The following is a 23772-nucleotide window of genomic DNA, read 5'->3' on the forward strand; positions in this document are numbered from 1 at the left end:
TAGAATAGATATTTAGCTGAAACTGATGGTCATTGGCATGAAGGAATAAACGAATAGGTAACAAAGATAGACAGGACATCGTATGCGGGAGAGTAATTGTTAAGAAGTGCTTACTATGAAATATATAATCGGAGTTGATTAGGGACTAGCATTGTAGAAATTCTTAGTCAGCCAAAATGGCAGCTACCTTCTTTATGATTAGGAATAACCTGGAGTGAATCATATCGTATCGCAGTAACGAAAGTAAATAATAAATGGTAGTATTTTCATCTATCATGATAGCTACGGAGACCGCTCAGAAACAATAGAGGCAGTTCTTATACTTATCCCTGAACTTAGGCTCTTGGCTATCAGTTCGTCGCATTAAGTGATCTATTCGGAATGGAGGAGGAACATTTATGAAATACAATCAGCTGGGTAAAACAGACCTAACGATTAGCGAATTAAGCTTTGGGACATGGGCCATTGGTGGTGACTGGGGGAAATCGAATGATACCGATGCTTTATATGGTCTAGAGCACGCAATGGATGTGGGTGTGAATTTCTTTGATACAGCGGATGTTTATGGAAATGGTCATGCAGAAGAATTACTAGCGAAAGCAACGAAAGGGAAGGAAGCAGATATTCATATTGCAACCAAATTTTGCCGATCTGGTGATATCCATGATCCGAATAACTATTCAATGAAAAGTGTCAAAGAATATTGTGAGAACAGTTTGAAGCGATTGAACCGAGATACAATTGATTTGTATCAGATTCACTGTCCACCATTAGAAATTTTACAGGATGGAAGCGTCTTTGAAGTACTAGAGAGAATTAAAGAAGAGGGAAAAATTCGTTATTATGGTGTTAGTGTTGAAACAGTAGAAGAAGGCTTGTATGTTCTTGATAATTCCAATGCTAGTTCGCTACAAGTAATTTTTAATATTTTTCGCCAAAAGCCTTTAGAAAAATTATTTCCTGAGGCGATGAATAAAGGAGTAGGGGTGCTTGCTAGGGTGCCTTTAGCGAGTGGATTACTAACAGGGAAGTTTAATGAAAACACGACATTTGACCAGGACGATCATCGTAATTTTAATAGAGATGGTCAGGCATTTAATGTTGGTGAAACATTTGCCGGACTTGAATTTAAAAAAGGTGTTGAACTTAGTAAACAGCTTGAATGGATTGCAGAAGGTAGAGGAAATATGACAAGAGCTGCACTTAAATGGATTCTTAATCAAAAAGCAGTAACAAGTGTAATCCCAGGATTCCGAAACGTAAAACAGGCAGAAGATAATATAGGAGCATTGTCTGTCCGAGACTATACGGATGAGGAATTAAAAAGATTGAGTATCTTTTATAAAGAAGAAATACATCCGTATATTCGTGGAGCATATTAATCAGCAATGGCAATATTTAGTAAATGAAAATGATTCCAGTCCAAATATGGAATGAAATCATTTTCATTTCTATTTATATTCATTTGGTTTATAAGATTTCTCCCGATGTATCTTGAGACCACATCTCTATTGAAACCAATTTCTTTTTGCCAATTATTTTTTGTTGTTCAACACTATACTCCTGCATTAGTATACATGAAAATTATGATGCCCCCGCGGCGATCCTAAAACATGTTTACGAAATATATTCTACCTTCGTCATTATGTAATAGGAATGTGTCGATATTTTAAGTATGCGCTTTCTTTTATTTCATGAACGAATTAGTCTCACTAAAAGTTGCCAGTGCTTCTTCATGTATAAACTTAAAAGGAGATGAAACGAACGGAACATTTACATAAAATAATGGCAGTGATGGGAGTTAAGCGGATGTTAATTCATCCTTTAAGTGTCTCATCTTAATCACAATGACCACCGGCATATGAAGATTTTTTATAATCATCAGCTAAAAATATTGATTCTTTTTCAATAATCTTATCTACTTTTCTTTTAGAACCCTCTTTCCATTCAACGCTTAAGTAGGCTTGAACTACCTTCTTAGCAACTTCTGGTCCGACTATTTGGGATCCTAAGGTAATTATTTGTGCATTATTACTTAATTGGGCACGTTCTGCAGAATATACATCATGCGCTAGTGCAGCACGGATGCCTGGATATTTGTTCGCTGCAATACATACACCAATACCTGTACCGCAAATAAGAATCCCACGGTCAGCATTTCCTTCACTAATTGCTTTGGAAACCTCGAATGCTACATCTGGATAATCTACTTCATTAAGAGAGTGACAGCCGAAGTCAACCACCGTATGTTCTGTACTATTAAGAAATTCCTTAATAATCTCTTTTAATTCAAATGCATTATGATCACAACCGATTGCGAGTTTCATATATAATCCACCTCCAATTTTTTTATACTCTTTTATCTTATTGTATTTTTTTGTTTTTATCAACATATACCTTCATTTATTTTCATTTATATAAAAAAGATTAGTTTTATTGCTATAATACAATGGGTTAAATATTAAATGTTAATTATATTTTCTTATTCTTTTTTTTACTTTCGGTTATCTTCATGATATGATAAAGGAAAATAATAAGAGTTTGTATTTTAAATTGGATAGAAGGTGATATTTTGAAGAAAATGTTTGCTGAGGAGCGTAGAAATTTAATTTTAAAACTATTGCAGGAAGAAAAACGCTTAACTGTTAAAGAGTTAGCTAAATCACTTAGTGTATCAGAAGCCACATTACGTACAGATCTAAATTTGATGGAAGAGGAAGGTTTATTAACCAGAACACATGGGGGGGCAGTACTTAATAATAACGACAACCGACAAAACCTTTTTTCGGAAAGAGCTTTAAAGAATGTAGAAAATAAAAAGTCAATAACAAAAAAGGCAATAACACTTATTGAAGATAAGAATAGTATTTTATTGGATGCGAGCACTACAGCACTAGAGTTAGCGCGGAATTTGAAAGATATGGATATAAAATTGACTGTTGTTACAAATGGTCTTCGAACGGCTATTGAATTAAAGGAAAATCCTAAACTTAATGTAATTTTACTAGGTGGTATTGTGAGAATGGGATCCATGGCATTAGAAGGTCATCTAGGCAAAGCAATTTTAGACAAAATTAATATTGATATTATGTTTACATCAGCAAGTGGGTTTACTGTAGAAGAAGGACTTACTGACTTTAATGTCTATGAAGTAGATTTAAAGAGACTAATGGTTGAGAAAGCAAGTAAAGTGGTAGCACTTCTTGATCATACCAAAATAGGTAATAGCTCAATCGCTTCATTTGCTGAAACAAGACAAATTGATACAATTATAACGGATCAAAACTTGTCTACCGAAATGTTAGAGAATTTAGCATTATATCAAATAAAGGTAATATATTAGTCGAAATAGATAGAAAGTGAAAACTTACTTTAAACATAGTATGTAGGAACTTCTATCTATACATATTTTCCTTTGTTTTCGAATAGTATCATTTTTTGTTTTTTTTTGTTGACATAAATTATGCTAGGTATTATTATTATAGTTAATCCGACAGATGAACTAACTTAATCCGGAAATGTGTAATTTTTTATTGAAACATTGAAAGCGTTATCTCTAAAGTTAAAAACTATCAAATCATAATAAAGGGAGCGATTACATGGCTGAAATTAATAATCCCATTTTACCGGGCTTTCACCCTGATCCATCCATATTAAGGGTTGGCGGTGATTATTATATTGCAACATCAACCTTTGAATGGTTTCCAGGAGTTCAAATCTACCATTCTAAAGATATGGTTCATTGGAAGTTACTCACAAATCCTTTAACAAGAAAATCTCAACTCGATATGATTGGAAATATAAATTCCGGTGGCGTATGGGCTCCATGCCTAAGCTATGATAATGGCTTATATTACTTAATATATACAGATGTAAAATCTAGAAAAGGTGCATTCAAGGACACCCATAATTATGTATCTATCGCAGAGAACATTGAAGGTCCATGGTCAGATCCGATTTACTTAAATAGCAGTGGATTTGATCCATCACTTTTTCATGATGAAGATGGTAAAAAATGGTTCGTTAACATGCGTTGGGATCATAGAAAAGGGAAAAATTCATTCTCGGGTATCGTTTTACAACAGTTCTCATTAGAAGAGAAAAAATTAGTTGGTCCAATAACAAATATATTTTCTGGTACAGAACTTGGAAGTTTAGAGGCGCCCCATATATACAAAAAAGACAACATGTATTATTTAATGGTTGCTGAAGGTGGAACAAAATACGGTCATGCTGTTACAGTGGCTCGTTCAAAATCAATTGTTGGTCCTTATGAAGTAGGTCCGGAAAATCCAATTCTTACATCCAAAGAGCATAACGAATTACAAAAAGCCGGACATGCTAGTTTAGTAGAAACACAAAATGGTGAATGGTACATTGCTCATTTATGCGGAAGACCTGTTGTAGACGGTAAGTGCATATTAGGGAGAGAAACGGCTATTCAAAAATGTTATTGGACAGACGATGGATGGTTGAGGGTCGAAGGTGGAGATGAACCAAAAGTTATTGTCCAAGCACCAGACTTAGAACCTGTCGTATTGGAAATGGAAAGCAATGACGATCACTTTGATACTGATTCATTCAAGAAGTACTGGAATTCCTTAAGAAGGCCATTTTCTGAGGACTGGGTTTCCCTAACGGAGCGCAGAGGTTATCTTCGATTGAAGGGGCAAGAATCAATGAGCTCGTTACATCATCAAAGTTTAATAGCGAGGAGACTAGAGAGTTTTGACGTTGAGATAGAAACATCACTAGATTATCAACCTGATAGTTTCCAACAAATGGCTGGTTTAATTGTTTATTATGATACTGATGATTATGTGTACCTGAGGGTAACACATGATGAAGACAAAGGCATATGTTTAGGGATTATCGAATCAAAATATGGGAATTATGATGAACTACTCTCTGATGACATAGCATTACTAGGACAGTCATTGCATCATTTAAAAGCACATATTAAGGACCAATGGTTGAATTTTTCCTATTCAATGGATGGCGAAAGTTGGATACAGGTAGGAGATAAAATAGATATTAGCCATCTTTCCGATGATGATGCAGATTATATTCGATTTACAGGTACATTCGTAGGTATGTGTGCACAGGATTTAAGTGGCCAAAACAAGCATGCTGATTTTGCGTATTTTAATTACAAGGAGATCACTGAATAGACCCTTCTCTGTAAGGACTAAAATGTATGATATGCTAACAATATATCTAAACTTAGTACAGTCATTAGATAAACTAAGTTACCTATATTTTAGCGTTTTACTTATAGATACAAAAGTCTGAGTATTCGAAGAAAAGTTATCTAAAACCGTATTGGTCTAATGTAAATGAACAAAATTGAAAGGGTGAATGAAATGAGAAAATTATATATGTTATTAATTAGTTTGTTTGTGTTGTTCCTATTGGCAGCTTGTGATGAAGGAGATGATGCATCATCTGGTGGCGATAATGCATCATCTGATGGGGAGATTGTTTTAGATTTATGGCATTTTGACCCAGGTGCAAGGATGGAAGTATATCAAGAAGCTGTAGATCGCTTTGAAGAGAAACATGAAAATGTAAAAGTTAATGTACTACAAATTCCAAATGATGATTATAAACAACGCGTTGTTGTAGCTATGTCTGGTGGAAACCCTCCGGATGTATTTGCAAGTTGGGGCGGTGGATGGTTAGAAGAATTTGTTGATTCTAATAAAATCAAAGATTTAACGAATGAAGATATCGATTATGATCGCTTTATAGATGTAGCGGTTAAAAACTCAACTTTTGATGACAAAGTGTATGGTTTGCCTTTAGGTATTGCGACTTATTCATTCTATTACAATAAAGAGATTTTTGCGGAACATAATTTAGAAGTTCCAGAGACATATGATGAATTTCTTAACGTTGTTGATGTATTAAAAGAAAATGACGTTTATCCACTTGCTTTAGCAAATCAACCAAAATGGCCAGGTGCTTTTTACTTAATGTATTTTGCAGATCGTTTAGGTGGAGAAGATGTTTTCCAATCAGCATATCGTAGAACTGGTGGAGGTTTTGATGATGATGCATATGTCCAGGCAGGCGAGTACATTCAAGATTTAGTTGAAAGAGATGCATTTAACCCTGGATTTAATGGTATTCCATATGATTCAGGACAAGGTAGACAATTAATGTACACTGGTGAAGCTGCAATGATGCTTATGACTTCAGGATTTGTAAATAATGTACGTGAAGAATTTCCAGAATTTGAAGAAAAAATGGGCGTATTCGGATTCCCAGTAATAGAAGAGGGTAATGGTGACCCATCTAATATAAGTGCAGGTGTATCTCCGGTTTGGTCTATATATGAAGAGACTGATCAATCAGAGCTGGCAGTTGAACTTATAGATGAATTAACTAGCGTAGAAACTGCACAAGGTTATGTTGATAAATCTAGTACGCCTGTTGCAGTTAAAGGTGTAGAACTAAAAGATGAATATGTAAGTATCTTTACAGAATGGATTAACAAAGCAAATTCTATCCAGTTTCCTTATGATCAAACGTTACCCCCGGAATTAGGAGAACTTCATAAGAATACAACGTTTGACTTGTTTGGTTTGGAAGTGACACCAGAAGAAGCTGCTGAATCAATGGAGGCAGAAGCTAAGAAGATATTTGGGGAGTAAAAGTTTTATATTGAGAAGGCTCTATTAAAGAGCTTTCTCCTACTTCAAACAAATTGTTGTAAGGGAAGTGTTACATAATGGCAATAAATAACGATATGATCTTATTAGAAGAACAAAAGAAGCGAACAAGAAATAAGTCTCTTACTATATTACTTTTTCTCTTACCATCCTTACTTGTATATTTGGCGTTTATTCTCTATCCAATCTTAGCAACATTTAATTACAGTTTATATGACTGGAATGGAATGGGAGATAAAGTGTTCATAGGTCTTGAGAATTTCACAACATTATTATCAGATTCAACTTTCTGGACTGCATTGAAAAATAACTTATATCTAGTATTAGTTTCTGTTTTTGTACAAGTTCCGTTTGGGCTAATTATGGCAATAGTTCTACTAAGTAAAATTAGAGGAAAGAAAGTATTAAATGTTATTTATTTCTTACCTTATTTAATGTCTTCAGTTGCTATCGGTTTGTTATGGGTATTCATGTATGACCCTGTAAAAGGACCAATCAACCAATTTTTAAATATATTTGGTATTGAATCTGTACACTGGTTGGCTTCAAGTAATATGGCAATTATTGCTGTGTTAATTGTACTTGTTTGGCAATTCGCACCTTTTTATATGATTCTGTTTAAAGCATCACTGGTTGGTATTCCTGAAGAGCAATATGAAGCAGCTGAAATTGATGGGGCAAATGGAATTCAGCAATTTTTCTATATTACACTCCCATCATTAATGCCTACGATTGTAAGCTCTTCTATATTAGCAGTAGTTGGTTCGCTTAAAACATTCGATATGTTTTTCATTATGTTGGGTGGAGGTTCAGGAAGCGCAACCGAAATCTTAGGGACATATATGTATAGGCAAAGCTTTATTAATTTTAATATGGGCTACGGTAGTACAATAGCCTCCATGATGTTTATCTTAGCACTGCTTAGCACAGTTATTATTTTATTCACAGATAACAATCGGCAGAAAAGGAGTGGATTAAAATGAGACCTGGTAATCTAATTCAAAAAACATCCCTATATATTTTTGCAGCCATGTTACTCGTTTTTTCAGGTTATCCATTTCTCTATATGGTTTCCACATCATTTAAGACAATGGGGGAATTTTTCGATAATCCATTTTCTATCATTTCAGGCTCTTTAACGTTAGATCAGTTTGCATCTGTTTTTGAGATGGGATTACATACATACTTCATAAACAGTATCATTATTACCGTTGCGTCAGTTGCAATTGTTGTATTTGTTTCGGCGCTTGCTAGTTATCCATTAAGTAGAATGAAATTCAGATTGAATCGTCCACTTTTCGTTCTTTTCTTAGTTGGAATGATGATACCTGTTCACGCGTCCTTAATTCCAATTTTCATGATGTCAAATGAACTAGGATTTTACGATACATTATTTGCTTTATTAGGACCATATGTGGCTTTTGCCTTACCAATTTCAATTTTTATTATGACACAATTTATGTCTGATATACCAGTAGAACTTGAAGAAGCGGCCAAGATGGATGGAGCAGGTCACTGGAAGATATTTTCTAAGGTAATACTCCCTAATATTAAGCCAGCTATATCTACCGTTGTAATTTATAACTTTGTACACATTTGGAATGAATTTGTCTTTGCATTAGTGCTTATCCAAGATAAAGGAAACATGACCTTACCAATTGGACTTCAAAAATTCTATGGAGAGTTCTCTGTAAATGTACCAGGAATAATGGCCGCATTAACGCTCAGTAGTGTTCCAGTAATATTAATCTTTATTCTTGCTCAAGAGAAAGTAGTTAAAGGATTAACAAGTGGATCGGTTAAAGGGTAAAGGGCTTATCTAAATTTATGTACATCATTTTTCTAAACAAAGGAGGAAAATACAATGACAATAAAATTTGGATGTCAAGGATCAACATGGGTATTGGATTATGATATTGAAGCAGATATTCAAGATCAAGTGATGAGTACAATAAATAAAGCAGGATTTAAAGGGCTTGATATGCAGGTTGCTTTATTAGGTAAATATAAAAGTCAACCGGAAAGATTTAAAGAAGAACTAGATAAGAGAGGTCTAGAATTAGCAGCATTAACTTTACCAATGAATTTCTTAGGTGGTGAGGAATCTCCTAAGGAGAGGGAATTAACCGATTTCTATATAAATTACTTAAAAAAATTCCCAGGTGCAAAACTAAATGTACCTTCAAGAATCGGACCAAATCGTGACAATTTACTACAACGTCAAAAAGAAATCATAGCAGGTGCAAATAAACTAGGGAAACGGGCATTTGAGAATGGAATCATTACATCGATTCATCCTATTTCCTATAAAACTTCGTATTTTAGATTCAAAGAGGATTATGAAGTACTTCTTGAAGGCTTAGATCCAAGATACATGGGATATACACCTGATGTTGGTCACATTATGTTTGGTGGAATGGATCCAGTTCAGATAATTAAGGATTATCTACCTTTGATTAAGCATGTACACTTTAAAGATGCATCCGTAGGCTGTGAATGGAAGAAAATGGGCGAAGGTGACATCGATTTTGCAGGATGTGTACAGGTTCTTAAAGATGGTGGTTACGAAGGTTGGATAATGGTTGAAGAGGAAACTCCAGAAGCCCAAACTCAAACAGAGAAAGTTATTATTGAAATTAGTGAGTATGTAAGTGAAAGGTTAATGCCGATAGTTAATGGAGACTAGACTAGAACAGGTAGTCTTCATTAGTAGAGGAACTGAACATAACGCTATAAACAACTGAGAATTATAGCTTCCATTCTATCCTATATAACTATTAAAAGAGGAGTGTAACGATTGAAAAAACTAATAAATAATCCCAATAATGTTGTTGAAGAAATGATAGATGGATATGTTAAAGCACATCCAACATATATTAAACGTTTAGAGGAAAATGATAGATCACTAGTTACAGCAAGAAAAACTACTGATAACAAAGTAGGAATACTAATTGGAGGCGGATCTGGTCATGAACCTGGCTTCTTAGGGTATGTAGGAGATGGAATGGCAGATGGTGTTGCTGTAGGCAATATTTTTGCTTCTCCGCCACCAGCACCAATTTTAGAAGTAACCAAGGCAATCGATAAAGGTGCTGGAGTTGTATATCTTTACGGGAATTATGCTGGTGATGTTATGAATTTTGGTATGGCTGCTGATTTGGCAGATATGGAAGATATCCATGTAGAAATGGTATTAACAACGGACGATGTAGCCTCAGCTCCGATAGAAGAAAAAGAGAAGCGACGAGGAATCGCTGGAGAGTTTTTTGTATTTAAAACGGCAGGGGCTGCAGCAGATCAAGGATACAATTTGGGGGAAGTTGCAAGAATTGCTAGAAAAACAAATGAATTTACAAGATCTATGGGTGTTGGTTTAACCCCATGTTCATTGCCGCAAACAGGCGAACCTAGCTTTGAAATTGGTGATAATGAAATGGAACTTGGTTTAGGGCATCATGGAGAACCTGGAATTAAAAAAGTTCCAATGGATAAGGCTGATAACATTGCTGATGAACTGTTAAAACATATCTTTGCCGATATGCCACTTAATAAAGACGATGAAGTAGCTGTTTTAGTAAATGGCCTAGGGTCAACGCCACGTTTGGAACTATATATTATGTATAGAAGAGTGGAGCAAGTCTTAAAGGAAAAAGGGATTCATATTTATCGCTCATATGTTGGAGATTATATTACTTCACTAGAAATGGGTGGCTGCTCAATAACACTTACCAAAGTAGATGATGAATTGAAGAAACTAATTGATCATCCAGTAGATTGTCCTATGTTCGTACAAAAATAAGGGGGATATATGATGAGTTTAAGTGCGAGAGAATATCTGAATTATTTTAAACAGGTAACAGAAGTTATTGAAAATGAAAAAGATTACCTCTGTGAACTTGACCGTAAGCTAGGAGACGGAGACCATGGGGTTACGATGTCTATTGGCTGGCAAAGTGTAAATGAAAAACTTGATACAGAGTTATTGGATGAGACGGATTGTGGGAAAATTAGCTCTGTTGTTGGAATGACATTTTTAAATGCAGTTGGCTCTTCAGTTGGTCCATTATATGCAACTGGATTTATTAAAGGAGCAAAAGTACTTAAAAATAAAACAGAACTAACCGACTCAGATATTGCTGAATTCTGGGTAGCATTTGTTAACGGTGTGAAAGAGAGAGGAAAGGCACAAGTTGGTGATAAGACCATTGTTGACACGCTAGATCCCTTTGCAAAAAAACTAGAAGCAAAATTTGCAGAATCACAAGATATTCTTGCTGCATTTAGTGAAGCGGTCCAGGCTGGGGAAAGGGGAATGGAATCTACCAAAGATCTAATCTCGAAGATTGGGCGATCTAGTCGTTTAGGAGAGCGGTCATTAGGTGTTCAAGATCCTGGAGCTACATCTGCGTATCTAATCATCGAAACGTTCCAAAAGGTCTTAGAGGTAGAATCAGTAAAATAAACGAATACGAAAAAGCTTGTTCAAAGGTTAATCTGCCTTTTTACAAGCTTTATTTTTTTGATTTATTATTAATATAAGAGCTAAGTAGATTTTTTCATCTACTTAGCTCTACAAGGTTTTTTACTTACCACCCTTTGGTGTTTGATGATTAGCTATTCTTTCAAAATAATTAATAATAAAGGAATGATCCTTCTTCGCATTTCCGTTAGCAATCTCTGAGCTAAAGATTTCCTTAACCATACTAGTAATGGGAAGTGGCATACCTATAGCATTTGCAGACGATTGAATATTATTCAAATCTTTAAAGTTGATTTCCATTCGTCCACCTGGATCGAAGTTTCTATCAATAATTAATGGCATTTTTGCTTCCATTACTGCACTACCAGCTAAACCACCGTGAATTGCTTCGTACATTTTGTTTAAATCAATACCTGATTTACTTGCAAATACACTTGCTTCTGATAATGCGGCAAGATGAATGCTAACAATGATTTGGTTAGCAAGCTTAGTTGTTGAACCAGCACCGTTTGTCCCAACATGAACAATATTTTCTCCCATTGCTTCAAATAATGGTAACACACGGTTAAATTGCTCCTCATCTCCACCAGCCATGATAGACAGTTTACCTTCAACAGCCATCGGTTCTCCACCACTAACAGGTGCATCTATACAGTGCATCCCGTATTCTTGTAATCTTTTAGCAAAAAACTTCGAATCCTCAGGTGAAACTGAACTCATATCAATAATCACAGTGCCTGGTTTGCCATTTTTAGCAAGACCATCATCATTAAATAATACCTGTTCTACATGTTTCGCAGCAGGTAGCATGGTGAAAATTACATCACATTTTTCTGCTACTTCTACATTAGAGTCGCAAGCATGTCCACCCAATGCAGTAAGCTCACGAACTGCCTCTTTATTTAAATCTAATAGATATGTTTCATAGCCTGCGTGAATTATATGTCTTGCCATTGGTTTGCCCATAATTCCTAGACCAATAAACCCTACTTTCATGCGTAACCCCTCCATGTAAGTGTTTTCACTACTATTTTATAACAATATGAAAAAAATGTATATAGCTTTCTATTGAATTTCAAAAATAAATAAAAATTTTTGACAGTAATTGATAACAAAAGTAACAAAAAGTAGTGAAAACCGGTGCCAACTTAAAAATGCAGATATATGCAGGTAGAGCTCATCGTACCTATTTTTTATTTAGAGTTATTGCCTGATAAATTGTATGATCTCCTAGATAGGAGTGGAATTGAATGTGCTATATCTGATAAAGGTATCCAACCTTGAAAAATATTAATAGACATTAGAAATAAAGAGGAAATTTTTTTGACCAATTGAATCTGCTGCGATATTGTATTTTATTTTCATCCATCACTACTAAATAAAATAATTCTACTGAACTTGAACGTACGAGTTCCAATGTATCATTGTTATATATTTTTTATTAATATTACTACTTTTATATCTGACTATATATTCCCTTCAAAAATTCGTAGAGCGGGAGATACATAAGAAAAAATGGGTACAATGGTAAAAAAATATGTAGACAGAAAATTTTTATTATTATTGGACAAAGTACCTAAAATATATTGCAAAGAAGATTAGCATAATTTATAATATACTTATACGTATGAATTGATATTTAATATTGAATAACCACATCTCATTCGTACAAGATTTATTCTCCTCTTTAAGAGGGTATCTGTTGTAAGCGTTGTCAACAACGGAATGTTTCAATCGGTTTCATAGCTGAATCTTTTGCGAAAGAGGTGAACGGTTTAGAAGGAATGGGCTTGAAAGTTTTGTATATCCTATCAAAATATTATTAAGGGGGAATAAAAATGAAAAGGCTTACCTTATTTGGTACACTAGTTTTTATGCTTTTAATATTGGGTGCATGTAGTGGAGACGCTGACTCTGAATCTACTAATTCAGGGGATGGTGGCGAATCTACAATTGCTGGAGAGGATTTAGAAGATGCAACGGAATTATCATTTTGGACCTTTGCTGGGACACATGCTGATTTCTATGCAAGCGCTGCTGAAAGATGGAATACGGAAAATCCTGACAAGGCAATTAAATTATCCATTGAAACATATCCTTTTGATCAAATGCACAATAATTTATTGTTAGCATTACAATCTGGAAGTGGTGCACCGGATTTGGCAGATATTGAACTTGCCAAATTCCCTAACTTCTTAAAAGGCGATATCCAATTAGAATCCCTAAATGATTTAATTGAACCAGAAATAGAGAACTTTGTAGAAGATAGATTAAATATATATGCTAAAGATGGTACATACTACGGCGCTCCAACACACGTAGGTGCTACAGTAGTATATTATAATCAGGAAATTATGGATGAAGCTGGTGTTGACATCGACTCTATTGAAACTTGGGATGATTATATAGAAGCTGGTAAACAAGTTGTTGAAGTTACTGATAAACCAATGACGACGATACCAACTAATTGGTATGGTATTTGGCCATATGTTACTCAAAGAGGATCAGACTTCTTTGATGAAAACGGTGAACTAACTCTTGATAATGAAGAGAATGTTGAAACACTAGAATTCATTAATTCCTTAGTTAATGAACATAAAATTGCTGAAGTCACACCTGGCGGGGGGAACCATTCAGAAGAATTTTATGGTTTTATGAATAATGGTGGACAAGCTTCCATTGTAATACCAATGTTTTACATGAAAGATTTTGTAGAATATATGCCTGACTTAAAAGGAAAAATGCAAATCCGTCCAATGCCGCTAGCAGCGGGTTCAGATACTAAATCTGTTGGAATGGGTGGGACAGGTACTGCAGTAATAAGTCAATCTGAGCACGTAGATTTGGCTAAAGAATTCCTATATTACGCAAAACTATCTAAAGAGGGAAATATCCATTTATGGACAGAACTTGGGTTTGACCCTCCACGGTGGGATGTATGGGATACCCCAGAAGTAAGAGAAGATAACGTATTTTATGAGTACTTCCATGATGATATATTTGATATCTTACTAAGCATTAAAGATGATGTTACTGGTATAAATCTATCAGAAAATACACCAGATGTCTTGTCGGAGATTGATTCCAATATCATGCACAGTGTGCTAAGAGAAGGAAATCAAACACCAGAAGAGGCTTTAAAACAATCTGCTGATACTATAAGACAAAAAATGAAGAGTGCCAATTAATCGATAATTAAAAATGGACAGGTGGATTAATAACCTGTCCTTATTCCCAAAAATATAATTATAAGAAGGGATAAAATGATAAATAATTCTAGACTAAATGTTGAAGAGTATAATTTTGAGGGGAAAAATATAGAGGAACCACCAGTACAAAAAAAACCTAATAAGTTTTTAAAAATTCTTAATTCAAAAAGGGTTGTCCCATATGTTTTTGTTTTACCGTTTATTATTTCTTTTTTGATACTCACTCTCTATCCGGCAATTCAAGCCTTTGTCATGAGTTTTCAAAGGATTTTACCTGGTCAAGTTACATTTATAGGTTTTCAAAATTATGAGCGGATTTTTAATCCTTCGTTTTTTAAAGCATTAACAAATACAACGATTTATACTATTTCAACAGTGGTTGTTCTTGTTTCGGTACCAATAATATTAGCTATTCTATTAGATTCTAAATTTGTAAAATTTAAAACACTTTTTCGTTCGGCTTTATTTATTCCTTCGCTAACATCCGTGGTAGTAGCGGGTATTATTTTTCGACTAGTATTTGCTGAGTCAGAAAGTTCTATAGCTAACCAAATTATCGGAATATTTGGGGTTGATCCAGTAAGCTGGCAATATACTGGGTGGTCTGGGATGTTACTAATGGTATTAATTGCATCCTGGCGTTGGATGGGAGTTAATATTTTATACTTCCTAGCAGGATTACAAAATATTCCAAAGGAAATTTATGAATCCGCAGAAATTGATGGAGCAAATATATTTCAAAGATTCCGTCATATAACACTTCCTTTTTTGAAACCTATTATTATTTTTGTGACTACAATTAGTATAATTGGTGGATTTAGGGTTTTTGAAGAAAGCTATGTATTATGGCAAGGTAATTCTCCCGGAAACATCGGATTAACTCTAGTAGGATATTTATACCAAGAAGGTATTCAGCAAAACGATCTGGGATTTGGATCAGCAATTGGGGTAATTGTCCTAATACTTATTTTTATAGTAAGTATACTCTACTTGTTCTTAACAGGTGGATTTAAAAGAGGTGACGAATAAATGAAAAAGAAAAATAATACGGTAGCTAAATGGATTCTTAATATCATCTTTGCTATTGTAGCCTTCATAGCGCTGTTTCCGTTGATTGGTTTAATTATTTCCTCATTTCGTCCTTCTACCGAACTAATGAGGAATGGAATAACTTTTTCGATCAATTGGAATGAGTTATCTTTGAATAACTATATATATATATTTACCCAAGCAGGTGAGTATTGGGAGTGGTACGGAAATAGTTTAATTATTTCAGGACTAACGATTATCTTATCTCTATTTTTCTCTTCGATGGTCGGATATTCGTTGGCAACTTATAATTTTAAAGGAAGAAATTTGATTTTCTTATTTGTTCTAGTCATTATCATGATACCGTTTGAAGTTCTAATGTTACCACTGTATCAATTAATGATAGATACACGATTAATCGATACATTTACTGGTATTATGTTACCGCTAATTGTTTCACCAACGGCAGTATTTTTCTTTAGACAATATGCAATTGGCCTACCGAAAGAACTTATGGACGCTGCAAGAATTGATGGATGTACAGAGTATGGAATATTTTTTAAGATTATGGCACCATTGATGTTACCATCGTTTGCTGCAATGGCTATTCTACAAGGATTGCATAGCTGGAATAACTTCTTATGGCCACTACTTGTGGTAAGATCAAATGATTTATTTACGTTGCCAATTGGTTTAGCAACATTACTAACTCCATATGGTAACAACTATGACATCTTAATTGCAGGTGCTGTAATGACAGTAATTCCAATTGTTATTCTCTTTGCTTTCTTCCAGCGTTACTTTGTGGCAGGACTTTCAACTGGTGGGGTAAAAGGATAAATGTAAGAGGTAACTATTTTGGAAAAAGGGGAAAGTCACATGAATGTAAATGGATTAACTGGTTCACTGAATACAATTCTTACTTGGATAACTCGCTTGGCATTACTAAATGTATTATGGATTATTTTTTCCATTCAAGGACTACTTATTGCTGGTATTTTCCCCTCGACGATTGCTGCCTTAACTATATGTAGAAAATGGCAAGAGGGGGAAAAGGATATCCCAATTTGGAAAACCTTTAAAAGGATTTATCGTGATGAATTTTTAGCATCAAACATTCTTGGCTGGGCAATTATGTTTATGGGCTTACTATTATATTTAAACTTTCTAGTAATGAGTACAAGTCATGGAGAAGTTTCAATAATAATAATTATAGCCTTTTACCTGCTAACCTTCTTATATATAAATATAATAATCTGGTCATTTCCGTTACTCTCAAACTATAATGGTTCAATAATCCAGCATATGAAGAATGCCATTATTCTGGGGATAGTAAACATTCATTATACATTAACTATATTAATTCTTTTATTCTGTGTTACCTATGTATCCTTAGAATTCCCAGGTATGATTCTATTTTTTACAGTTAGTATTGGGGCTCTATGTTGGTCATGGATTTCACAAGGTATATTTAAAAAGATGGATACTGCAACTAATTGATTCAATTTACAAACAACCAAAAATATATTTAGACTAAGAAAGGAAGAAATAGTGTGACAAAAGAAACTATCGCGGCCAAGATGATGTTAGATAAAGAATTTGTAATTTCAGAAATAGATCCTAGAATCTACGGATCTTTCATTGAACAATTAGGTAGAGCGGTTTATGGTGGCATTTATGAACCAAATCATCCTACTGCAGATGAAAATGGCTTTCGACAAGATGTCATCGATTTAGTAAAACAGTTACAAGTGCCAATCATTCGCTATCCAGGTGGGAATATGGTGTCAGCTTATAATTGGGAAGATGGAATAGGACCTAAGGAAGAGCGCCCTCATCGTTTGGAGTTGGCATGGCGTGTTACTGAGACGAATCAGGTTGGAACCAATGAATTTATGGATTGGTCTAAAGCAGTTGGTTCTGAAGCGATGATGGCTGTTAATTTGGGAACGAGGGGAATTGATGCTGCTCGGAGTTTATTAGAATACTGTAATCACCCAGGTGGTACATATTGGAGTGAGCTTCGCAAACAGCATGGATATGAACAGCCACATAAAATTAAAACATGGTGTTTAGGAAATGAAATGGATGGCCCATGGCAAATTGGTCAGAAGACAGCATATGAATATGGCCGCCTCGCTGCTGAAACAGGGAAAGCAATGAGACAGGTCGATCCAACCATTGAATTGGTTAGTTGTGGTAGCTCAGGTTCAGGAATGCCAACATTTCCTGAATGGGAAGCAACAACTCTCGAGCATACATATGAATTTGCTGATTATATCTCCTTACACCAATATTATGGAAATCGTGATGATGACACTGCAAACTATTTAGCAAATTCCCTTGATATGGATAATTTTATTAATACGGTTATTGCTACCTGTGATTATATGAAAGCAAAAAAACGTAGTAAAAAGACAATTAATTTGAGTTTTGATGAATGGAATGTATGGTTCCACTCTAATGATCAAGATAATAAACTCGAGCCATGGGCAATTGCACCGCCACAACTTGAGGATATTTACACATTTGAAGATGCAATTTTAGTTGGATCCATGCTTAACACATTACTTAAGCACTCGGATCGAGTAAAAATTGCTTGTATGGCCCAACTCGTAAATGTTATTGCGCCAATAATGACCGAAACGGGCGGGGGGATTTGGAAACAGTCGATTTTCTATCCATATTACTACACATCCGTTTACGGCAGAGGCGTTGCATTGAATCCGATTATTATTTCACCAAAGTATGATAGTAAAGACTATACAGACGTGCCTTATCTTGATAGTTCAGTTGTATATAATGAGGAAAACGATGAACTCGTGATCTTTGCTGTAAACCGCCATTTGCAAAATAGGCTGAAAGTTGATGTAGATATTCGATCATTTGATGGGTTTGAAATAGTTGAACATGTGGTGCTTGAAAATGAAGATGCGAAAGCTGTGAATACGCTTCGTAATGAGCAAGTTAAACCACATTCTCAAGGTCTGTCATTTATAGAAGATGACAAACTAGTAGGAGTACTACCGAAAATGTCTTGGAATATGATTCGATTACAAAAGTCTAATCAGTAACAGTAAAAAGACAGGATTTTTTCTGTCTTCAACTTCAAAGAGTAAGGAAGTATAAAAGTTTTACCCCTTACAACAGTGTTCATCGCTGTGAAATTCTTAATAAATGAAAAAATATCTAATAAACTTTGTTCATTCAATAGACGAACTAACGAAGTGGTGCTATAATACATTTATGAAAGCATTTACAAAACAGGGAATTAATATCATAAATAAAACCTAGGAGGCAACTAAACATGACTTATTTTAAAAATGTAAGCAACATTAAATACGAAGGGCCGAATTCAACAACCCCACTTGCATTTAAATTTTATAATCCAGAAGAAAAAATTAACGGAAAATCAATGGAAGAAATCCTACGCTTTGGTGTAGCGTACTGGCATACATTTACTGAAGACCTATCCGATCCATTTGGTACAGGTACAGCAATTCGACCATGGGACAAATTCTCAGGAATGGACCTTGCAAAAGCACGTGTTGAAGGAGCATTTGAATTCTTTGAAAAACTAAATGTACCATTTTTTGCGTTTCACGATGTAGATATCGCACCAGAAGGATCAACATTAAGAGAGACTAATCAAAACCTAGACACAATCGTTGCAATGATTAAAGATTACATGAAAGATAGCAAAACGAAACTACTTTGGAATACAGTTAATAACTTCAGTAATCCACGTTTCGTTCATGGTGCAGCATCTTCTAGTAATGCAGATGTTTTCGCATATTCTGCTGCTAAAGTAAAAAAAGGTTTAGAAGTTGGTAAGGAGCTAGGTGCAGAAAACTATGTATTCTGGGGTGGACGTGAAGGATACGAGACACTACTAAATACAGACATGAAACTAGAAATGGATAATTTAGCTCGTATGTTCCATATGGCGATTGATTATGCGAAAGAAATTGATTTCGATGCACAATTCTTAATTGAGCCAAAACCAAAAGAGCCTACTACTCATCAATATGATTTTGACGTAGCGAGTGGATATGCATTCTTACAAAACTATGGTTTACAAGACCATCTTAAATTCAATATTGAAGCAAACCATGCAACACTTGCTGGACATACATTTGAACATGAACTTCGCTATGCGCGAATCCATGGCATGTTAGGTTCAGTTGATGCAAACCAAGGACATCCATTACTAGGATGGGACACGGATGAATTTCCAACAGATTTATATACTACAACACTAGCAATGTATGAAATCTTGAAAAATGGTGGACTTGGCCGTGGTGGACTAAACTTTGATGCGAAGGTACGTCGTGGATCATTTGAAGCGGAAGATTTATTCCATGCACATATCGCTGGAATGGATAGCTTTGCAGTTGGTCTAAAAGTAGCTCAAAAATTAATCGATGATAACGTACTGGATGGTATTGTTGAAGACCGTTACAGCAGTTACAAAGATGGCATTGGTCTTGAAATTGTTGAAGGAAAAGCAGACTTCCACAAACTAGAAGAACATGCACTAGGATTAACCGAAATCAAAAATCAATCAGGTAAACTAGAACGCATTAAATCTACTATTAATCAATATTTATTAAGAGCGTATGCTGGAGAGTAATACTTATAAGTAGGAGAGGTTTGCTATGAAATATGTAATCGGAGTTGATTTAGGAACAAGCGCTGTAAAGATTCTATTAGTCAATCAAAATGGCGAGGTAACGGAGGAAGTTTCTAAATCCTATCCTTTAATCCAGGAAAAAACCGGATATAGCGAACAGGATCCAAATGCATGGGTGGATCAGACAATTGCAGGATTGTCTGATCTTCTACATAAGTTTGATGGGGATCCAGAAGATATTGAAGGGGTAAGTTTTTCTGGCCAAATGCATGGATTGGTATTGCTTGATGAAAATAATAAAGTTTTACGAAACGCGATTCTTTGGAATGATACACGTACAACACAGGAGTGTCAGGAAATTTATGATCGTGTTGGAGAAGAACTTTTATTAGCTATAACAAAGAATCCCGCATTAGAAGGATTTACATTACCGAAAATTCTTTGGGTGAAAAACCATGAACCAGAAATCTTTAGTAAAGCTAATGCCTTTGTTTTACCAAAGGATTATGTACGCTATATGCTAACAGGGAAACTGCATATGGAATATTCCGATGCAGCAGGTACATTGTTGTTAAACGTGAAAGAAAGGGCCTGGAGCAAAGAAATCTGTGAGTTACTTGGAATTGACTCGGAAATTTGCCCACCTTTAGTAGGTTCACAGGATGAAGTAGGAACGATTACAAGTGAAATTGCCGAAACTACTGGCTTGAGCACGTCTACTCGTGTATTTGCAGGTGGAGCTGATAATGCCTGTGGTGCAATTGGTGCAGGTATTTTAGAAGAAGGGAAAACAATGGTGAGTATAGGCACATCTGGTGTTGTGCTGTCTTATGAAGCTAACGATGATAAGGACTTCCAAGGTAAGGTTCATTATTTTAACCATAGTGCACCAGATGTATTTTATACGATGGGTGTTACTTTAGCAGCGGGTTACAGCCTTTCGTGGTTTAAAGATACTTTTGCAAAGGATGTCGATTTCGATGAACTGTTAGCGGAGGTAGGAAGTGTAGCAGCTGGTTCAAATGGATTACTGTTTACCCCTTACATTGTTGGTGAAAGAACACCACATGTAGATGCTAACATTCGTGGAAGCTTTATTGGAATGGATGCGTCACATGAAATGAAGCATTTCTCTCGTGCAGTACTTGAGGGGATCACATTTTCTCTAAATGAATCAGTAGAGATCTTTCGTGAAAATGGGAAAACCATCGATACTGTAGTTTCCATTGGTGGTGGTGCGAAGAATGAATCTTGGCTTCAAATGCAAGCTGATATTTTCAATGCAAACATCGTGAAGCTTCAAAGTGAGCAAGGTCCTGGTATGGGAGCTGCAATGCTAGCTGCTTTCGGTTGTGGCTGGTTTAATTCCTTGAAAGATTGTGCCGATGAGTTCTTGAAAGAGGATAAAGTATATGAGCCAATTCCTGAGAATGTGGCGAGATATAAGGGGTTATTTGGTATATATAGAGAGGTTTATGGGAATACAAATGGTTTGAATGATCGTTTAATGGAATATCGGGATTAGTAATTAGGTGAGGCTATCTTAGGGTAGTCTCTTTTTTGGTTATTAGTGGTCGGTGGGAGCCAGGAAGTCATTACATTACCGTCACTGCTGGAGTCAAAGCTGGCAATAAAGCAAACACCACCTTCACCTTCCAAGTCACTGTGACGTACTAAGGGCTGGTTGAGTTTGTTAATCAGAGTTTGATGGTAAATACGGGATTGTTAATTGTTGTCAAGTAAGCTTGAAAATGCGCAAGAAGCAGAAGAACTAATGAATGAACAGAAAATTGAAACACTTATGATTCGAGATTCGTCTAATCTAATGAAGGGAGGAGGAAGACGATAAATGATTAATGAACCTGAAATTAGTAATTCTATAGGGGCGAATGAACTTATTTTAAATGAACTTATCAATCTGTATGGAGATGAGTTAAAAAGAATTGCATTTTTGTATGTCAATGATTTAACGCAATGTGAAGACATCATTCAAGAAGTATTTATTTCCTGTTATAACAACCTTAATAAGTTTAAGAATCAGTCCAGTTATAAAACATGGCTTTATCGAATTACGATTAATAAATGTAAAGATTATCAGAAAAAGTGGAGCTTTAAAAATATCGTTTACAAACCTCTAATTAAACCAGTTAAGAACTATTTTACTGAATCCCCTCAAACGGTATATGAGAATGAAGAAGATTCAAATCAAATAATCGATGCTATTTCGCAGCTATCATTTAAATATAAAGAAGTATTAATTATGTTTTATTATCAAGAGATGACGATGAAAGAGATAAGTGAAGTGTGCAGTATAAAAATTAATACCGTGAAGTCAAGACTAACCCGTGGAAGAATGTTATTAAAAAGCGATTTAGAAAGGAGGGGATACAATTATGAGTAATATTGATGAGCAAATAAAAAGAGAAATAAACACTTACTTGAATAAAAGCATCAATTTCAGCAGTGATGAAAAGATGAAGATTCAGAATGCAATTCACAGTAAAAAACGGAATAATTTCATGTACTATTCGATATTTTCATTAACAGCAGTATTATCCCTTCTTCTTTTTATAACACTGATACAAGATGAGGAAGTTTCATATGAAATGACTCCATCCCCGTTTTCGAGCAAGAGCGGATTGGAGAAAGAATTACCAGATAGAGAAAGGGAAGAAGTTGCAGATTTAAAAGAAGAAAAAGAAAATCAGTCTGAGGATGGCATGGATTCGGAAGAAAACGAGGACCAGTCTCAGAGTGACTTTAAATCAGAAGTAACAGTAACAGAAACAGAGACAGAAGAAAAAGAGTCAGAAACTGAAGTAGTAGAAAAAGAAGAAGAAAGTAAGGGAACTGAAGGTCAGCATGATACAAAAGAACAAAAGAAAGAGCAGTCGGCTGTAGATGAAGAGCCAATGAATGAAAATGAGAAAACAGAAGAAGGGCAAGAAACCCCTAATGAAAATATAGGGGAAAATGATCCACTACCGAATATTGATGATGAAAGTGTTTTTCTTAATCTTATGTATAAATTTAATTCAATGCAGGATGTTGTATTAGCAGATGTTGATCCTAATGACTATAGTGAGGAAGCACCAGGATACAAACATAAAACTTTAACTTCGAAAGAACAGGTATATGCTTTACTAAGTGATTATATGTCAAGAGGTTTGGCAGAGTACTTTTGGAAGGAAAGACTAGCTGAAACTGAGGAAGGTTTATTCCAAATACCAATGGATAAGATTCCAGCGTGGTTCGTTCAGAGTGATCCATACCAAATAAAAAAGATTAACGATGAAACATATCAATTAATGCAAACCATTGAAAGTGGTATGTATGGAAAGCTTAACTTGACTTTTACAATGAAAAAGTTGGAAGGAAAGTGGTTGCTTACGGAATGCTCAGCCAATTAAAGATTAGTTACTTGATTAACATTATTAAGCATAACGAGAGAACCTTCGATTAAGAATATCGGGGTTCTCTTTATTATTCATTGTAAAAATCCAAATGATTTAATATAGAATTTTCTTAACATAAATGAAAACGAAAATTAACATAAGATCATGTTTATAGGTGAAAAGTTAAAAGTTTATATACACCCTTAAACGCTTGTGATTCCGAATAAGTGCTCACCCCACCTTTCAATAATCTGAAAAGCCTAGTCAATCAATCAACACTAAATCTTAAATCCATTAAAGCCCATTTAACGTCCCAAAGATCAAGTGACAGTTAGTATTAGTAATGATAATA

General features: G+C 35.0%; 20 protein-coding genes. 18 read left to right on the forward strand and 2 right to left on the reverse strand.

Features of this window, described 5'->3' with window-relative positions:
• Nucleotides 1-398 precede the first annotated feature (398 nt).
• On the forward strand, nucleotides 399-1382 hold the full coding sequence (locus tag CWR45_RS05210; protein WP_115748739.1) for an aldo/keto reductase: 984 nt from the start codon (nucleotides 399-401) through the stop codon (nucleotides 1380-1382).
• A gap of 456 nt (nucleotides 1383-1838) precedes the next feature.
• Here the strand turns inward: CWR45_RS05210 and rpiB are convergent, their stop codons facing one another.
• Nucleotides 1839-2327, reverse strand: coding sequence for a ribose 5-phosphate isomerase B (rpiB, locus tag CWR45_RS05215; RefSeq protein ID WP_115748740.1), 489 nt, complete (start codon nucleotides 2325-2327; stop codon nucleotides 1839-1841).
• Between the two features lie 254 nt (nucleotides 2328-2581).
• Between rpiB and CWR45_RS05220 the strand changes: the two genes are divergently transcribed.
• The 8 genes from CWR45_RS05220 to dhaL all read left to right on the forward strand — a co-directional run bounded on the left by CWR45_RS05220 (nucleotide 2582) and on the right by dhaL (nucleotide 11136).
• Entirely contained in the window at nucleotides 2582-3343 is a 762-nt protein-coding gene (locus tag CWR45_RS05220; RefSeq protein ID WP_115748976.1) for a DeoR/GlpR family DNA-binding transcription regulator, read from the forward strand.
• Between the two features lie 256 nt (nucleotides 3344-3599).
• Nucleotides 3600-5171: a glycoside hydrolase family 43 protein gene (locus tag CWR45_RS05225; protein ID WP_115748741.1), complete on the forward strand. Its 1572-nt coding sequence runs from the start codon at nucleotides 3600-3602 to the stop codon at nucleotides 5169-5171.
• Between the two features lie 192 nt (nucleotides 5172-5363).
• Nucleotides 5364-6656 (forward strand): ABC transporter substrate-binding protein, encoded by a 1293-nt coding sequence (locus CWR45_RS05230; protein ID WP_115748742.1) that lies wholly within the window; start codon nucleotides 5364-5366, stop codon nucleotides 6654-6656.
• Nucleotides 6657-6733: 77 nt separating this feature from the next.
• The gene (locus CWR45_RS05235) at nucleotides 6734-7657 is read left to right on the forward strand and encodes a carbohydrate ABC transporter permease (RefSeq protein WP_115748743.1); all 924 of its coding nucleotides are present in this window, start codon (nucleotides 6734-6736) and stop codon (nucleotides 7655-7657) included.
• Nucleotides 7654-8484 carry a carbohydrate ABC transporter permease gene (locus CWR45_RS05240; RefSeq protein WP_115748744.1) on the forward strand — a complete coding sequence of 277 codons (831 nt, stop codon included), beginning with the start codon at nucleotides 7654-7656 and terminating at the stop codon, nucleotides 8482-8484. The genes CWR45_RS05235 and CWR45_RS05240 overlap by 4 nt, the downstream gene beginning before the upstream one ends.
• Before the next feature lie 54 nt (nucleotides 8485-8538).
• Nucleotides 8539-9360, forward strand: a complete 822-nt coding sequence (locus tag CWR45_RS05245; RefSeq protein ID WP_115748745.1) for a sugar phosphate isomerase/epimerase family protein — start codon at nucleotides 8539-8541, stop codon at nucleotides 9358-9360.
• 111 nt (nucleotides 9361-9471) lie between these two features.
• Nucleotides 9472-10473 carry a dihydroxyacetone kinase subunit DhaK gene (locus CWR45_RS05250; RefSeq protein WP_115748746.1) on the forward strand — a complete coding sequence of 334 codons (1002 nt, stop codon included), beginning with the start codon at nucleotides 9472-9474 and terminating at the stop codon, nucleotides 10471-10473.
• Nucleotides 10474-10485: 12 nt separating this feature from the next.
• Nucleotides 10486-11136, forward strand: coding sequence for a dihydroxyacetone kinase subunit DhaL (gene dhaL, locus CWR45_RS05255; protein ID WP_115748747.1), 651 nt, complete (start codon nucleotides 10486-10488; stop codon nucleotides 11134-11136).
• 120 nt (nucleotides 11137-11256) lie between these two features.
• Here dhaL and CWR45_RS05260 read toward each other — a convergent pair whose 3' ends face one another.
• A complete protein-coding gene (locus tag CWR45_RS05260; protein WP_115748748.1) occupies nucleotides 11257-12150 on the reverse strand; it encodes a 2-hydroxy-3-oxopropionate reductase in 894 nt (297 codons plus the stop codon).
• An 842-nt stretch (nucleotides 12151-12992) separates the two neighbouring features.
• Here CWR45_RS05260 and CWR45_RS05265 point away from each other — a divergent pair.
• From CWR45_RS05265 to CWR45_RS05305, 9 genes are all read left to right on the forward strand, one after another.
• Nucleotides 12993-14342, forward strand: a complete 1350-nt coding sequence (locus tag CWR45_RS05265) for an ABC transporter substrate-binding protein (protein WP_115748749.1) — start codon at nucleotides 12993-12995, stop codon at nucleotides 14340-14342.
• Between the two features lie 75 nt (nucleotides 14343-14417).
• Complete coding sequence (locus CWR45_RS05270; RefSeq protein ID WP_115748750.1) at nucleotides 14418-15392, forward strand: carbohydrate ABC transporter permease; 975 nt, start codon at nucleotides 14418-14420, stop codon at nucleotides 15390-15392.
• Nucleotides 15393-16232, forward strand: a complete 840-nt coding sequence (locus CWR45_RS05275; RefSeq protein ID WP_115748751.1) for a carbohydrate ABC transporter permease — start codon at nucleotides 15393-15395, stop codon at nucleotides 16230-16232.
• Nucleotides 16233-16271: 39 nt separating this feature from the next.
• On the forward strand, nucleotides 16272-16892 hold the full coding sequence (locus CWR45_RS05280) for a YesL family protein (protein ID WP_147294824.1): 621 nt from the start codon (nucleotides 16272-16274) through the stop codon (nucleotides 16890-16892).
• 80 nt (nucleotides 16893-16972) lie between these two features.
• Complete coding sequence (gene arfA / locus CWR45_RS05285) at nucleotides 16973-18466, forward strand: arabinosylfuranosidase ArfA (RefSeq protein ID WP_115748977.1); 1494 nt, start codon at nucleotides 16973-16975, stop codon at nucleotides 18464-18466.
• A gap of 233 nt (nucleotides 18467-18699) precedes the next feature.
• The gene (gene xylA, locus CWR45_RS05290; RefSeq protein ID WP_115748753.1) at nucleotides 18700-20025 is read left to right on the forward strand and encodes a xylose isomerase; all 1326 of its coding nucleotides are present in this window, start codon (nucleotides 18700-18702) and stop codon (nucleotides 20023-20025) included.
• 25 nt (nucleotides 20026-20050) lie between these two features.
• Nucleotides 20051-21550, forward strand: a complete 1500-nt coding sequence (xylB, locus tag CWR45_RS05295) for a xylulokinase (protein WP_115748754.1) — start codon at nucleotides 20051-20053, stop codon at nucleotides 21548-21550.
• 324 nt (nucleotides 21551-21874) lie between these two features.
• On the forward strand, nucleotides 21875-22426 hold the full coding sequence (locus CWR45_RS05300; protein WP_115748755.1) for a sigma-70 family RNA polymerase sigma factor: 552 nt from the start codon (nucleotides 21875-21877) through the stop codon (nucleotides 22424-22426).
• A complete protein-coding gene (locus CWR45_RS05305; RefSeq protein WP_115748756.1) occupies nucleotides 22419-23435 on the forward strand; it encodes a hypothetical protein in 1017 nt (338 codons plus the stop codon). The genes CWR45_RS05300 and CWR45_RS05305 overlap by 8 nt, the downstream gene beginning before the upstream one ends.
• Nucleotides 23436-23772: the final 337 nt, after the last annotated feature.

The organism is Oceanobacillus chungangensis (genome assembly GCF_003369565.1).
Classification (GTDB): Bacteria; Bacillota; Bacilli; order Bacillales; family Amphibacillaceae; genus Oceanobacillus; species Oceanobacillus chungangensis.